The sequence below is a fragment of the Streptomyces endocoffeicus genome (assembly GCF_016741935.1).
In the GTDB taxonomy this organism is placed as follows: domain Bacteria; phylum Actinomycetota; class Actinomycetes; order Streptomycetales; family Streptomycetaceae; genus Streptomyces; species Streptomyces endocoffeicus.
Window position 1 is genome coordinate 1,499,800 of the sequence record NZ_JAERRG010000001.1, and the last position, 15,294, is coordinate 1,515,093.

Sequence of the window (15,294 nt, forward strand, 5' to 3'; positions counted from 1 at the left end):
CCGCCCATCTCTGTGTATTCCAACTCCGTGCACTACAGGCCGAGTTCGTTCTCGATGAAGTCGAAGATCTCGTCGTCCGAGGCGGCGTCGATGCGGCCGGCGACCACGTCCGCCGCGTCCTCCGGGCCCTGGCCGAGCCGCGCCAGCAGGTCCTGCAGACGTGAGGCGAGCGTGGTGCGCGCCTCGTCGTCGGCGGCGACCTTGGCCAGGTTGCTTTCCAGGGCGTCGAGTTCCGGGAAGGTCATCGACGCGGCGGTGAAGGCCTCCGGGGCGATTTCCGCTTCCAGGTACGCGGCGATCGCCGTGGAGGTGGGGTAGTCGAAGAGCAGGGTCACCGGCAGGCGCCGGCCGGTGGCCTTGCCGAGCTGGTTGCGGAGTTCGACCGCGGTGAGCGAGTCGAAGCCGAGGTCCAGCAGACCGCGCTCCGCCTCGACGGCCGCCACCGACTCGAAGCCCAGCACCCCGGCCACGGTGGTGCGGACCAGGTCCAGCAGGAACCGGCCCCGCTCGGCCTCCGGCAGGCTCGTCAGATGCTGCTTGAGCCCCTCCGGCCGCGCGGGCGCCGCCCCGGCTCCGGTGGCCGTCCGCCGGCTGGGCCTGGTGGCGGGCGCGGCCCTCACCAGCCCGCGCAGCAGCGCCGGTACGTCACCGGGCCGCGCCCCGAGTCCCGCGGCGTCGAGCCGCATCGGCAGCACGACGGCGGTGTCCACGGCGCGTGCGGCGTCGAAGAGCCCGGCGCCGTCCTCCGAGGAGAACGGCACGATGCCACCGCGCGCCAGCCGGTTCAGATCGGCGCCCGCCAGCTTGCCGGTCATCTCGCTGCGCTGGGCCCACAGCCCCCACGCGTGTGACTGGACGGGCCGGCCCTGGGCGCGGCAGTGCTGGGCGAAGGCGTCGAGGAAGGCGTTGGCCGCCGCGTAGTTGCCCTGGCCCATTCCGCCGAAGGTGCCGGCGATGGAGGAGAACAGGACGAGCGCGGACAGGTCCAGGTCGCGGGTCAGCTCGTGCAGGGTGAGCGCGGCGTCGACCTTGGGCCGCAGCACGGTGTCCAGCCGCTCGGGGGTGAGCGAGGAGACCACACCGTCGTCCAGGACGCCCGCCGTGTGCACGACGGCCGTCAGCGGATGTGCGGCGGGGACGGTGGCCAGCAGCGCGGCCAGCGCCTCCCGGTCGGCCACATCGCAGGCGGCGAGGGTGACCTGGGCGCCCAACTCACCCAGCTCCGCGTGGAGTTCGACCGCGCCCTCGGCCTCCGGGCCACGGCGGCTGGTGAGCAGCAGATGCCGCACTCCGCCCTCGGCCACCAGATGGCGGGCGATGACCCCGCCGATGGTTCCGGTGGCCCCGGTGACCAGCACCGTGCCCTCGGGGTCCCAGGCGGGCGGGGCGGTGTCGGGGACGGGGGTGGCGGCGAGCCTGGCCACCGCGATGTCACCCTGGCGGACGGCGAGTTGTGGCTCGTCCAGGGCGAGCGCGGTCGGCAGGGCGAGCGCCGACTCCTCGTGCTCGTCGAGGTCGACGAGCACGAACCGGTCGGGGTTCTCCGACTGCGCGGAGCGCACCAGGCCCCAGACGGCGGCGTGCGCCAGATCGGGTACGTCCGCGCCGGGTGTGGTGGCCACCGCGCCCCGGGTGATGAACACCAGGCGGGAGTCGGCGAACCGGTCCTCGGTCAGCCAGGCCCGGAGCAGCGCCAGCGCCCGGTGGGTCGCGGCCCGTACGGCGTCGGCCACCCCCTGGGGCTCCGGTGCGCAGGGCACCAGTACGGTGGCGGGCACGGCGGCCGGGTCGGCGGGCAGCGCCTCCAGGTTCTGGTAGGTGCGCACATCGAGTCCGACGAGCTTGAAGTCGTCGTCGCCGAGCAGGGCCCAGTGTCCGGAGGGTTGTCCGGGCGTGGCCGCGGAGGTGTCGGCGGCCGCCCAGTCGAGCCGGTAGAGCGAGTCGCCGCCGGTGGCGGCTTCGCCGAGCCGTTCGGGCCGCTTGCGCAGTACGAGGGATTCGACGGTGGCCACCGGCCGTCCGATGGTGTCCGCCACGGTCAGGGACACCGTGTCGGTGCCGTTCGGCGTGAGTCGCACCCGTACCTCACCGGCCCCGGAGGCGTGCAGCGTCACCCCGGTCCAGGAGAACGGCAACCGGCCCTCGCCCGCCTGGAGCATCGGGCCGAGCGCGATGGTGTGCAGCGCGGCGTCCAGCAGGGCGGGGTGCAGTCCGTAGGCGGTGGCGGCGGACTGCTGCTCCTGCGCCAGCCGTACCTCGGCGAACACCTCGTCGCCGCGCAGCCAGGCCGCGCGCAGCCCCTGGAACGTCGGGCCGTAGCCGAAGCCGCCCGCCGCGAACCGCTCGTACAGGTCCTCGACCTCGATCGGCTCGGCGCCCGGCGGCGGCCACGCCCCGCCCAGGTCGTACGAGCCCTCGACGGCACCGTCCGCCAGCACACCCGTGGCGTGCCGGGTCCACGGCGGCTCACCGTCCGCGTCCTCGGGGCGGGAATAGACGTTCAGGGAGCGCCGGCCGTCCTCCTCGGGCGGGTCCACCACCAGTTGCAGGGTGACGGCGCCGCGCTCGGGGAGGATCAGCGGCGCCTGCAGGGTCAGCTCGTCGACCCGGCCGCAGCCCACCCGGTCACCGGCCTGGACCGCGAGCTCCAGGAAGGCGGTGCCCGGGAAGAGGACCACCCCGGAGACCGCGTGGTCGGCCAGCCAGGGCTGGCCGCGTGTGGACAGCCGCCCGGTGAGCACCAGGCCGTCGCTGTCGGCGAGTTCCACGGCGGCGCCCAGCAGCGGGTGTCCGGCGGCGCCGAGACCGGCCGAGGCCACATCGCCCACGGTGGCGGGCGCTTCCAGCCAGTAGCGCTGCCGCTGGAAGGCGTACGTGGGCAGCTCCACCCGGTGGGCGCCGCGGCCGGCGAACACCCGCTCCCAGTCCACCGCGCCACCGTGGGCGTGCACCCGGCCCACCCCGGCCAGCAGCGACTCGGCCTCGCCGCGGTCCTTGCGTAGCAGCGGGACGAACGCGGCCTCGGCGTCGGTACCGGTATCGGCGTCGGTGTCGGCCAGGCACTCCTGGCCCATGGCGGAGAGCACACCGGCGGGGCCGATCTCGACGTAGCGGGTCACATTCCGCTCGGCGAGGAAGCGGATGCCGTCCCCGAAGCGCACCGCCCGGCGGACGTGGCGCACCCAGTACTCCGGCGAGCACAGCTCCTCGCCCGCCGCCTCACCGGTGACGTTGGAGACCACCGCGACGCGCGGCGCGGAGTAGCCGATCCCGGCGGCCACCGTGCCGAACTCGGCGAGCATGGCGTCCATCAGCGGCGAGTGGAAGGCGTGGGAGACGGTGAGCCGCTTGCTCTTGGCACCAGTCGCTTCCGCGATCCGCAGGACGGTGTCCTCGTCACCGGAGATGACGGTCGCCCGCGGCCCGTTGACCGCCGCCACGCTCACCCGGTCCTCGTGGCCTTCGAGATGCGGCAGCACCTCGGCCTCGGCCGCCTGGAGAGACACCATCGCACCGCCCTCCGGCAGCGCCTGCATCAGCCGACCGCGGGCCGCCACCAGCGCACAGGCGTCCTCCAGCGAGAACACCCCGGCCACATGGGCGGCCGCCAGCTCGCCCACCGAGTGGCCGACCAGGAAGTCCGGCGCCAAGCCCCAGGACTCGACCAGCCGGTACAGCGCCACTTCGAGGGCGAACAGCGCGGTCTGGGTGAACACGGTCCGGTTCAGCGGCTCCGCGTCCTCGCCGAACACCACCTCCCGCACCGAGCCGTCCAGATGGCGGTCCAGCTCCGCGCACACCGCGTCGAACGCCGCCGCGAACACCGGGTAGGTGTCGTACAACTCACCTCCCATGCCGGGTCGTTGAGCGCCCTGCCCGGTGAACAGGAAGGCAGTCCTACCGGCGTCGGCCACCGTCTCCCGGGCGGTCCCCGAGGCCAGTTCCGCCAGGCCCCGCAGCAGATCCTCCCGCTCGGCACCGACGGCCACTGCGCGGTGGCCGAAGGCCGAGCGGCCCGTCGCCAGCGCGTAGCCGACGTCCACCGGGCGCAGTTCCGGCCGCTCCTGAAGATGGGCACGCAGCCGCCCGGCCTGCGCCCGCAGGGCCGTCTCGCTGCGCGCGGAGAGCAGCCACGGCACCACATCGGAGTCGACCGTCCGCTCGGCCACCGGCGCGGTGTGCTCGGGGCCCTGCTCCAGCACCACATGGACGTTCGTGCCGCTGACGCCGAAGGCAGACACACCCGCGCGCCGCGGCCGTCCCGTCTCGGGCCACTCCCGGGCCTCGGTCAGCAGCTCCACCGCACCGGCCGACCAGTCCACATCGGGCGAGAGTTCATCGGCGTGGAGGGTCTTGGGCAGCACGCCGTGGCGCAGCGCCAGCACCGTCTTGATGATCCCGGCGACACCCGAAGCGGCCTGGGTGTGGCCAATGTTGGACTTCAGCGCGCCCAGCCACAGCGGCCGGTCGGTGTCCCGCCCCTGACCGTAGGTGGCCATCAGGGCCTGCGCCTCGATGGGGTCGCCGAGCCGGGTGCCGGTGCCGTGGGTCTCGACCGCGTCCACATCGGTGGCCGACAGGCCCGCACCGGCCAGCGCCTGGCGGATCACCCGCTGCTGGGAGGGGCCGTTGGGGGCGGTGAGGCCGTTGCTGGCGCCGTCCTGGTTGACGGCGGAGCCGCGCACCAGCGCCAGCACCTCATGGCCGTATCTCCGCGCGTCGGAGAGCCGTTCCAGCAGCAGCATGCCGACGCCCTCGGCCCACCCGGCGCCGTCGGCGTCCGCCGAGAACGCCTTGCAGCGGCCGTCGGGGGCCATGGCCCGCTGCCGGCTGAACTCGATGAAGGTGTCCAGCGTGGACATCACCACGACACCGCCCGCGAGCGCCAGCGAGCACTCCCCCTGACGCAGCGACTGGGCCGCCTGGTGGAGGGCGACCAGTGAGGACGAGCAGGCGGTGTCCACGGTGACCGCGGGGCCTTCGAGACCGAAGGTGTACGAGATGCGCCCGGACGCCACACTGCTGGCGCTGCCGGTGGCCAGATAGCCCTCGAACTCCTCGGGCGCACGGGTGAAGCGCGAGCCGTAGTCGTTGTAGCTGGCGCCGATGAAGACTCCGGCCTGGGTGCCCTTCACCGCGGCCGGGTCGATCCCGGCCCGCTCGAACGCCTCCCAGCTGGTCTCCAGCAGCAGCCGCTGCTGCGGGTCGATGGCGAGCGCCTCGCGCGGTGAGATCCCGAAGAACTCGGGGTCGAAGTGGTCGGCCTCGTGGAGGAAGCCACCGCCGGTGGCGTAGAAGGTGCCCGGCTTGTCGGAGTCGGGGTCGTAGTGGCCCTCGATGTCCCAGCCGCGGTCGGTGGGGAAGTCCGAGATGGCGTCCCGGCCGTCCATCAGCAGCCGCCACAGCTCCTCGGGGGTGGTCACCCCGCCGGGGAGGCGGCAGCTCATGGCCACGATGGCGATCGGGTCGTCGTCCACCGCGACGGTGGCGGGCACCGGGCCCGCCGGGGCGGTGACCGCGGTTTCACCGGCGCCGCTCTCGGCGAGCAGGAAACGGGACAGCGCGGTGACGGTCGGGTAGTCGAAGACGAGGGTGACCGGCAGCCGCAGCCCGGTGACCGCGTTCAGCCGGTTGCGCAGATCGACGGCGGTCAGCGAGTCGAAGCCCAGCTCGCGGAAGGCGCGCCCGGCCTCGACCGCCGCGGTGTCGGCGTAGCCGAGCGCGGCGGCCACCTCGGTGCTGACGAGGTCGGCCAGCGCGTCCTCGGCCTCCTGCGGCGACAGCCCGGCCAGCCGCTGGGCCAGCGGGGTGTCCTCCTCGCCCGTGGTGGCCGCCGCCGCCACCGCCCGCCGGGCGTCGGGGAGTTGGCCGAGCACGGCGGCCCCGTCCAGGGAGGGGGTGGCGGCGATGAGCCGGTCCCACTCGACATCGGCCACCGCCACCTGGGTGTCGGCCACGTCCAGGGCGCGCTGCAGGGCCGCGATCGCCAGGTCGGGCGCCATCGCGGGCATACCGGTGGCGCGCAGCCGCGCCTGGACGGCCTCGTCCACCAGCCCCCCGCCGGACCACGCGCCCCAGGCCACGGAGGTGGCGGGGAGGCCCTGGGCGCGGCGGGCATGTGCGAGCGCGTCGAGGAAGGCGTTGGCGGCCGCGTAGCTGCCCTGGCCGGGGCCGCCGAGCGTGCCCGCGAAGGAGGAGAAGAGCACGAAGGCGGACAGCTCGCGGTCACGGGTGAGCTCGTGCAGATGGAGCGCCGCGTCCACCTTCGGGCGCAGCACCCCGTCGGCGCGCTCGGGGGTGAGGGTGTCGAGCACCCCGTCGTCCAGGACGCCCGCGGTGTGGACGACCGCGTCGAGCGGTGCCTCGTCCGCGTCCAGCGTGGCGAGGAGGTCGGCCAGCGCATCGCGGTCGGTCGCGTCGCACGCGGCCACGGTCACCCGGACCCCCGACTCCCTTATCTCGTCGGCGAGTTCGGCCGCTCCGGGGGCGTCGGGGCCCCGGCGGCCGGTGAGCACCAGGTGTTCGGCGCCGCCCCGGGCCAGCCAGCGCGCCACATGGGCGCCCAGGCCGCCGGTGCCGCCGGTCACCAGCACGGTGCCACGCGGCCGCCATGGCGCGATGGCGTCGGCCGGCGCCGCCGAGGCCCTGACCAGCCTGCGCCCATGGACCCCGGAGGCGCGCACCGCGACCTGGTCCTCGTCGGTCAGCCGGCCCGCGAGCACACCGCACAGCCGTGCGACGGCACGGTCGTCGAGGGTGCCGGGCAGATCCACCAGACCGCCCCGGCGCCGCGGGTACTCCACGGCCGCGATCCGGCCCAGGCCCCAGCTGAGCGCCTGCAGCGGATGGTCCAGCGCGTCCGCGCGGCCCACGGACACCGCCCCGCGCGTGGCGTACCACACCGGGACATCGGCCCCGCTGTCGCCGAGCGCCTGCAGCAGGGCGAGGTTGAGGGCCAGGCCGAGCGGCTGCGCCGAACCCGCGCGGTACGGGTCCTCGACAAGCGCGAGGAGCGAGAGCACCGCGGTCGGTGGCGCGTCCGCGGTGGCCTCGCCGAGCCCGCGGGCGAGCGCCTCGCGTACGGCGTCCGCCTCGGTCAGCTCCACCAGCCGCACCTGGGCGCCGCGTTCCCGCAGCGCCTCCGCGACGCGCGGGCCCTCCGGCGCTCCGGCGGGCGCGGCGATCAGCCAGGTGGCACCGGCCGACGAGCGGTCGTGGGGGGAGGTGAGGGCGTCGCCCAGGGGCTTCCAGGTGACGTGGTAGCGCCAGGAGTCGAGCACGGACCGCTCGCGGCGCGCCCGGCGCCACGCCGCCAGCGCCGGAACCACCATGGCGAGGGACGATTCCTCGGCGTCCACCTCCAGCGCGGCGGCCAGCGCGGCCAGGTCCGCACGCTCCACGGCATCCCAGAAGTCCGCGTCCACCGCCTCGCCTTCGGCGGGCGCGGAGGCGGATGCGGAGGAGCCTTCGAGCCAGTAGCGCTGCCGCTGGAACGCGTACGTGGGCAACTCCACGACCGCGCCCCCGGCGCACACCGCGGCCCAGTCGACGGCCACGCCACGGACGAACGCCTCTCCCAGCGAGGCCAGGAACCGCTCGGAACCGCCCTCGTCACGGCGCAGCGACCCCACGACCACGGCGTCCTCGACGGTCGCCTGAAGCGGCATCGTCAGCACCGGATGCGGGGACATCTCCAGGAACGTCCCGAACCCGGCGGCGGACAGAGCCCGCACCGCCGACTCCAGCTCGACCGTCTCCCGCAGATTGGTGTACCAGTACCCGGCGTCGAGTCCGGTGGTGTCGATGGTGTCGCCGGTGACCGTCGAGCAGAACGGCACCTCGGCGCGGCGCGGGGCGATCGGGGCCAGGACGTCGAGGAGTTCATCGCGCAACTCCTCGACCTGGGCCGAGTGGGACGCGTAGTCCACCGGGATCAGCTTCGCCCGTACGTCCTCGGCCTCGCACTCCGCCTGGAGTTCACGAAGGGCCTCCGGCTCCCCGGACACCACGATCGAGCCGGGACCGTTGACCGCCGCCACCGAGATACGACCGTCCCGGGCCGTGATCCGCTCCCGCACCCGATCGGCGCCCTCCGAAACGGACATCATGCCGCCACGACCCGCCAGCCCCCGCGCGATCGCCTGCGACCGCAACGCCACCACCCGCGCCCCGTCCTCCAACGACAGCCCACCCGCCACCACCGCAGCCGCGATCTCCCCCTGCGAATGCCCCACCACCGCCGCAGGCACCACCCCACACGCCCGCCACACCTCCGCCAACGACACCATCACCGCCCACAACGCCGGCTGCACCACATCCACCCGCCCCAACCCCGGACCCCCACCCCGCAACACCCCAGCCAACGACCAGTCGACGAACCCCGACAGCGCCACCTCACACTCGGCGATCCGCTGCGCGAACACCGGCGAGGCATCCAGCAACTCCACCGCCATACCCACCCACTGCGACCCCTGCCCCGGAAACACGAACACCGGACGGGCGTCGGTCGCCGTCACTCCCGCGCCACGCACCACACACGGGGACTCGCCGCCCGACGCCAGTGCGCCCAGCGCGCCGATCAGCTCGTCGCGGTCGCCGCCCAGGACCAGCGCTCGGTGGTCGAAGCGGCCACGGGTGGTGGCGAGCGAGTGGCCGACATCGGCCGGGGACAGCGCGGGGCGCGCGGTCACATGCGTCAGCAGCCGCTCGGCCTGCGCCCGCAGCCCCGCCGCGCTCTTCGCCGACAGCACCCACGGCACCACTCCCCGGCCCACCGGGGCGTCCCCCTCGGCCGCGGCCACGGCCTCCGAAGGCTCCTCCTCGGGTGCCTCCTCGAGGATGGTGTGCACATTGGTGCCGCTGGCCCCGAAGGCCGAGATGGCGGCCCGGCGGGGCTCCTCGCCGCGCGGCCACTCCCTGGCCTCGGTCAGCAGCTCCACCGCCCCCGCCGACCAGTCGATCCGCGAGGAGCGCTCCTCGGCGTGAAGTGTCCTGGGCAGCAGGCCGTGCCGCATGGCCTGCACCATCTTGATGACACCGCCGACACCGCCGGCGGCCTGCGGATGGCCGATGTTGGACTTCAGCGAGCCGATCAGCACGGGACGGTCCGCCGCGCAGTCCTTCCCGTACGTGGCGAGCAGCGCGCCCGCCTCGATCGGGTCACCCAGCGGGGTGCCGGTGCCATGGGCCTCGATCGCGTCGATCTGCTCCGCCGTGAGCGCGGCGTTGGCGAGCGCCTGGCGGATCACCCGCTGCTGGGAGCGGCCGTTGGGGGCGGTGAGGCCATTGCTGGCACCGTCCTGGTTGACGGCCGAGCCGCGCACCACGGCCAGCACCTTGTGGCCGTTGCGCCGCGCGTCCGAAAGGCGCTCCAGCAGCAGCATGCCGACGCCCTCGCCGAGGCCCATGCCGTCGGCTCCCTCGGCGAACGCCTTGCAGCGGCCGTCCTGCGCCAGCCCGCGCTGCCGGGCGAAGCCGATGAGCCCCATCGGGGCGCCCATCACGGCGGCGCCGCCCGCGAGGGCGAGCGAGCAGTCGCCCTGGCGCAGCGACTGGCAGGCCAGGTGGAGGGCGACCAGCGAGGACGAGCAGGCGGTGTCGATGGTGACGGCCGGGCCCTCCAGGCCCAGGGTGTAGGCGACCCGGCCGGACATGATGCTCGCGGAGATGCCCGTGACCAGGTGGCCCTCAAGACCCTCGGGCATATGGGGCCAGTCGGGAATGTAGCCCTGGTAGGCGGCGCCCACGAAGATGCCGGTCTTGCTGCCGCGCAGCGCCGCCGGATCGATTCCGGCGCGCTCGAACGCCTCCCAGGAGGTCTCCAGCAGCAGCCGTTGCTGCGGGTCCATCACGGTGGCCTCGCGGGGCGAGATGCCGAAGAACGCGGGGTCGAACTGGTCGGCGTCGTGGAGGAATCCGCCCTCGGTGGCGTAGACGGTGCCCTGCCGGTCGGGATCCGGGTCGTAGAGGTTCTCCAGGTCCCAGCCGCGGTTGCCGGGGAAGCCTGAAATGGCGTCGCGCCCGCCGGTGACCAGCTCCCACAGGTCCTCGGGGCCGCGCACATCGCCGGGGTAGCGGCAGCTCATCGCCACGATGGCGATGGGTTCCCGGGACGCGGCGGTGAGTTGCTGATTGACCCGGCGCAGCCGTTCGGTCTCCTTCAGAGACTCCCGCAGCGCGCCAACGATCTTGTCGGTTGGGTTTGCCATTGTCAGCTCCGCAGTCGAGTCTCGTCAGAGGTCGTTCTTGTCGTAGGCCATGCGCACGAGGTCATCCACGTCCAGGTCGTCGATGGACTCGGCGGGCTCCTCGTCCGCCGGTGCGGTGGCGGGGTCGTGGGAACCGGCCAGCCGCAGCAGCTCGTCCAGGAGTCCGGATTCGCGGAGCCGGAGCAGGGGGATGGAGGTCAGCGCCCGGCGGACGTCGGCCTCTTCGGGGTCGAGGGCGGTGGTGGCGGTGTCGTCCGGGAAGAGTTCGGCGCCGATGTGTCCGGCGAGCTCCTCCGCGCTCGGGTAGTCGAAGACGACGGTGACGGGGAAGCGGAGCCCGGTGGCGGTGCCCAGGCGGTTGCGCAGGTCGACGGCGCTCAGGGAGTCGAAGCCCAGCTCGCGGAAGGCGCGGGTGGCGTCGACGGCCTCGGGTCCTGAGTAGCCGAGGACGGTGGCGATCTGCGAGCGCACCAGCGACAGCACGGCCGCCCGCCGGTCCGCCGGGGCCAACTCGGCCAGCCGGTCGCGCAGTGAGGAGGACTCGCCGGTCGCGTCCGCCCGGGTGTCGGCGTCGGCGGCGAGGATCCGCGCCACATCGGGCACCTGGCCGATGAGCGGGCTGGGCCGGGCCGAGGTGAAGACGGGGACGAACCGCTCCCAGTCCACGTCGGCGACGACCACGACGGTCTCGTCCCGCTCCATCACCTGCCAGAAGGCGTCGATGGCGAGCCGGGGGGACATGAACGGGATGCCCCGGCCGCGCAGTTGCTCCTCGGCGAGGTTGGCGGCCATCCCGCCCTCCTCGGGGCTCCAGATGCCCCACACCACCGAGGTGGCGGCGAGACCGCGGGCCCGGCGCCGCTCGGCGAGCCCGTCGAGATAGGCGTTGGCGGCGGCGTACGCGCCGTGTTCGCCACTGCCCCAGACGGCCGAGATGGAGGAGAAGAGCACGAAGGAGTCGAGCGTGTCCCGGTCGAAGAGCGCGTCCAGGTTCGCGGCACCCGCGACCTTGGCCTCCGCCGTGTCCGCGAACTCCGCCAGATCGGTGTCGGCGAGCGGGACGAGCACACCGGCACCGGCGATGTGCAGTACGGAACGGATCGGCGGGCCCTCGGCCTCCACCTGCCGGACCAGCGCCTCCAGCGCGGCGCGGTCGGCCACGTCGCACGCGGCCACGGTGACCTTGGCGCCGAGCTCGGTCAGTTCGGCCCTGAGCTTGTCCGCGCCGGGCGCCTCGGGGCCACGGCGGCTGGTGAGCACCAGGTGTTCGGCACCGGCCCGGGCCAGCCGGCGGGCGATCTGGGCTCCGACGCCACCGGTGCCGCCGGTGAGCAGCACGGTGCCCTCGGGGGTCCAGGCGGGGCCGCTCCCCCGGTGCTCCGCGGCCCGTACCGGCCGCGGGTGCTCCGTGGCCCGCACCAGCCGCCGGACGAACACCCCGGAGGGCCGCAGGGCCAGCTGATCCTCGTCGTCGAGACGGCCCGCGAGCGCACCGCACAGCCGGGTGGTCACCCGGCCGTCGACGGTGTCCGGCAGGTCGACCATGCCGCCCCAGCGCTGGGGGTGTTCCAGGGCGGCGACCCGGCCCAGTCCCCATACGGCCGCCTGGGCGGGGCTGTCGAGGACGTCGGTGCCGCCGACGGACACGCCGCCACGGGTGGCCAGCCACAGCGGGGCGTCCACCCCGGTGTCGCCGAGAGCCTGGACGAGGGCGAGGGTGAGCGCGAGTCCCATGGGCACGCCCGCGTGTGCGGGGTGCGGTGCGTCGGGGAGCCCGAGCAGTGAGAGCACCCCGGCCGGGGTGACTCCGGCGGTGGCCTCATCGAGCCGCGCGGCGACCGCGGCGCGGTCGGCCTCGGCCACCTCGACGGTGACGACCGTGGCGCCGTGGGTCTCCAGACCGCCGCGTACGGCGTCGATGAGCTCGGTGCCGGGGGGTCCGGCGGGGCGTCCGGCGTCGGCGGTGTGTCCGGCCGGGTTTCCGGCGGCGTGCCCGCTGAGGTGTCCGGCCGGGACCGCGAGCAGCCAGGTGCCGGTCAGGGCCGCTGAGGCCGGGTCCGGCACCCGGTTCCAGGTGACGTGGTAGCGCCAGGAGTCGAGTACGGACCGCTCGCGACGGCCACGTCGCCAGGAGGACAGCGCCGGGAGCACGGTCCGCAGCGACGACCGCTCCTCGTCGGCGTCCACCTCCAGCGCGGTGGTCAGCGCGGCCAGGTCCTCACGCTCCACGGCATCCCAGAACTCGGCGTCCACCGGGTCGCCCCCGGTGGCGGCCACCTGCCCCGCGGGCCGCTCCAGCCAGTAGCGCTGCCGCTGGAAGGCGTACGTGGGCAGTTCCACCACGGACGCGCCCAGCCCGGCGAACACCGCGGCCCAGTCGACGGCCACGCCACGGACGAACGCCTCGCCCAGCGAGGCCAGGAACCGCTCGGGACCGCCCTCGTCACGGCGCAGCGACCCCACGACCACGGCGTCCTCAGCGGTCGCCTGAAGCGGCATCGTCAGCACCGGATGCGGGGACATCTCCAGGAACGTCCCGAACCCGGCGGCGGACAGAGCCCGCACCGCCGACTCCAGCTCCACCGTCTCCCGCAGATTGGTGTACCAGTACCCGGCGTCCAGACCCGCGGTGTCCAGGGGTGTGCCCGTGACGGTGGAGTGGAAGGTGATGTCCGAGGTGCGCGGGCGGATCGGGGCGAGCAGGTCGAGCAACTCCTCGCGGAGCGCTTCCACATGGGTCGAGTGGGACGCGTAGTCCACCGGGATCAGCTTCGCCCGTACGTCCTCGGCCTCGCACTCCGCCTGGAGTTCACGAAGGGCCTCCGGCTCCCCGGACACCACGATCGAGCCGGGACCGTTGACCGCCGCCACCGAGATACGACCATCCCAGGCCGTGATCCGCTCCCGCACCCGATCGGCACTCTCCGACACCGACATCATGCCGCCACGACCCGCCAGCCCACGCGCGATCGCCTGCGACCGCAACGCCACCACCCGCGCCCCGTCCTCCAACGACAACCCACCCGCCACCACCGCAGCCGCGATCTCCCCCTGCGAATGCCCCACCACAGCGGCAGGAGTCACCCCACACGCCCGCCACACCTCCGCCAACGACACCATCACCGCCCACAACGCCGGCTGCACCACATCCACCCGCCCCAACCCCGGACCCCCACCCCGCAACACCCCAACCAACGACCACTCCACAAACCCCGACAGCGCCACCTCACACTCCGCCAACCGCCCCGCGAACACCGGCGAAGAATCCAACAACTCCACCGCCATCCCCACCCACTGCGACCCCTGCCCCGGAAACACGAACACCGGCTTCCCGGCGTGGCCCGCCACGCCCTGGGCCACGAGGCCACCGGGCTCGGCCCGGGTGAGCGCCGTCAGTCCGGCGCGGAAGTCCTCGACGCCGCCACCGACCACCACCGCGCGGTGGTCGAAACGGGCACGGGTGGTGGCCAGCGAGAAGCCCACATCCACCGGGGACGGCTCCGGATCCTCCGCGAGGCGCGCCAGCAGGCGCTCCGCCTGCCCGCGCAGCCCGGACTCGGTCTTGGCCGACAGCACCCACGGCACCGTCGCGCCGCCCACGGGTGCCACGCCCTCTGCCGAGGTGTCCGCGGGCCCGGGGGTTTCGGTGACCTCGAGGGTTTCGGTGGCCTCGGGGGCCTGCTCGATGATGGCGTGGGCGTTGGTGCCGCTGGCACCGAAGGCGGACACCCCGGCGCGGCGGACCCGCCCGGTCTCCGGCCACGGCCGGGCCTCGGTGAGCAGTTCGACGGCGCCCGAGGTCCAGTCCACATTGGGCGACGGCTCCTGGATGTGCAGGGTGCTGGGCAGCACCCCGTGGCGGATCGCCTGCACCATCTTGATCACGCCGCCGACCCCCGCGGCGGCGGCCGTGTGGCCGATGTTGGACTTCAGCGAGCCGAGCCACAGCGGCCGGTCGGCCGGGCGGTTCCTGCCGTACGTGGCCAGCAGGGCGTTCGCCTCGATGGGGTCGCCCAGCGATGTCCCTGTACCGTGCGCCTCGACCACGTCCACATCGGTCCCGGACAGGGTGGCGTTGGCCAGCGCCTGGCGGATCACCCGCTGCTGGGCACGGCCGTTGGGTGCGGTGAGGCCGTTGCTGGCACCGTCCTGGTTGATGGCGCTGCCGCGGACGACCGCGAGCACGGTGTGGCCGTCGCGGCGGGCGTCCGAGAGCCGTTCCAGCAGCAGCACTCCGACGCCCTCGCCCCACGCGGTGCCGTCGGCCGTGGAGGAGAACGCCTGGCAACGGGAGGAGGTGGACAGCGCCCGCTGACGGCTGAACTCGATGAAACCGCTCGGCGTGGACATCACGGTGGTGCCGCCGGTGAGCGCCATCGAGCAGTCGCCCTGGCGCAGCGCCTGGCACGCCATGTGCAGCGCCACCAGCGACGACGAGCACATGGTGTCGACCGTGACGGCCGGGCCCTCCAGGCCCAGGGTGTAGGCGACCCGGCCGGAGAGGATGGCGCCCGACGCGCCCATGGACATCTGGCCCTCGAGCCCCTCGGGGAGCTCGGTCAGATCGCGGGCGTAGTCGAAGTCGGTGGCGCCCATGAAGACGCCGGTGTCGCTGCCGCGCAGGGTGCCCGGGTCGATTCCGGCCCGTTCGAAGGTCTCCCAGACCACTTCCAGCAGCAGCCGCTGCTGCGGATCCATGGTGAGGGCCTCGCGCGGCGAGATGCCGAAGAACGCCGGGTCGAACTGGTCCACGTCCTGGAGGAATCCGCCCTGGCGGGCGTAGGTGCGGCCCTCGCGGTCGGGGTCCGGGTCGAAGAGGTTCGGCAGGTCCCAGCCCCGGTCGGCCGGGAAGTCGGCCATGCCGTCCCGGCCTTCGGCCACGGCCTGCCACAGGTCCTCGGGGGAGCGGATGTCACCCGCGTAGCGGCAGTTCATCGCCACGATGGCGATGGGCTCGGGGGTCTGCAGCTCCTGGATCCGGCGGTGTGCGGCACGGAGGTGGCCGGTGGCCCGCTTGAGGTAGTCGCGCAGCTTCTTCTCGTTGTCCATGGTCGTCAGCTCCTCAAGAGGGCCGGAACGTCGGTGG

2 protein-coding genes are annotated in these 15,294 nt (G+C 74.0%); both read right to left on the reverse strand.

Features of this window, described 5'->3' with window-relative positions:
* Positions 1–32: 32 nt before the first annotated feature.
* The gene (locus JK364_RS05650) at positions 33–10,214 is read right to left on the reverse strand and encodes a type I polyketide synthase (RefSeq protein WP_372461921.1); all 10,182 of its coding nucleotides are present in this window, start codon (positions 10,212–10,214) and stop codon (positions 33–35) included.
* Between the two features lie 18 nt (positions 10,215–10,232).
* Positions 10,233–15,257 (reverse strand): type I polyketide synthase, encoded by a 5,025-nt coding sequence (locus JK364_RS05655; RefSeq protein ID WP_201848057.1) that lies wholly within the window; start codon positions 15,255–15,257, stop codon positions 10,233–10,235.
* Positions 15,258–15,294: the final 37 nt, after the last annotated feature.

What these genes read in the sequence shown, in the direction of transcription:
- JK364_RS05655 (WP_201848057.1), bottom strand. Translation starts at nt 15,257, where the DNA reads ATGGACAACGAGAAGAAGCTGCGCGACTACCTCAAGCGGGCCACCGGC.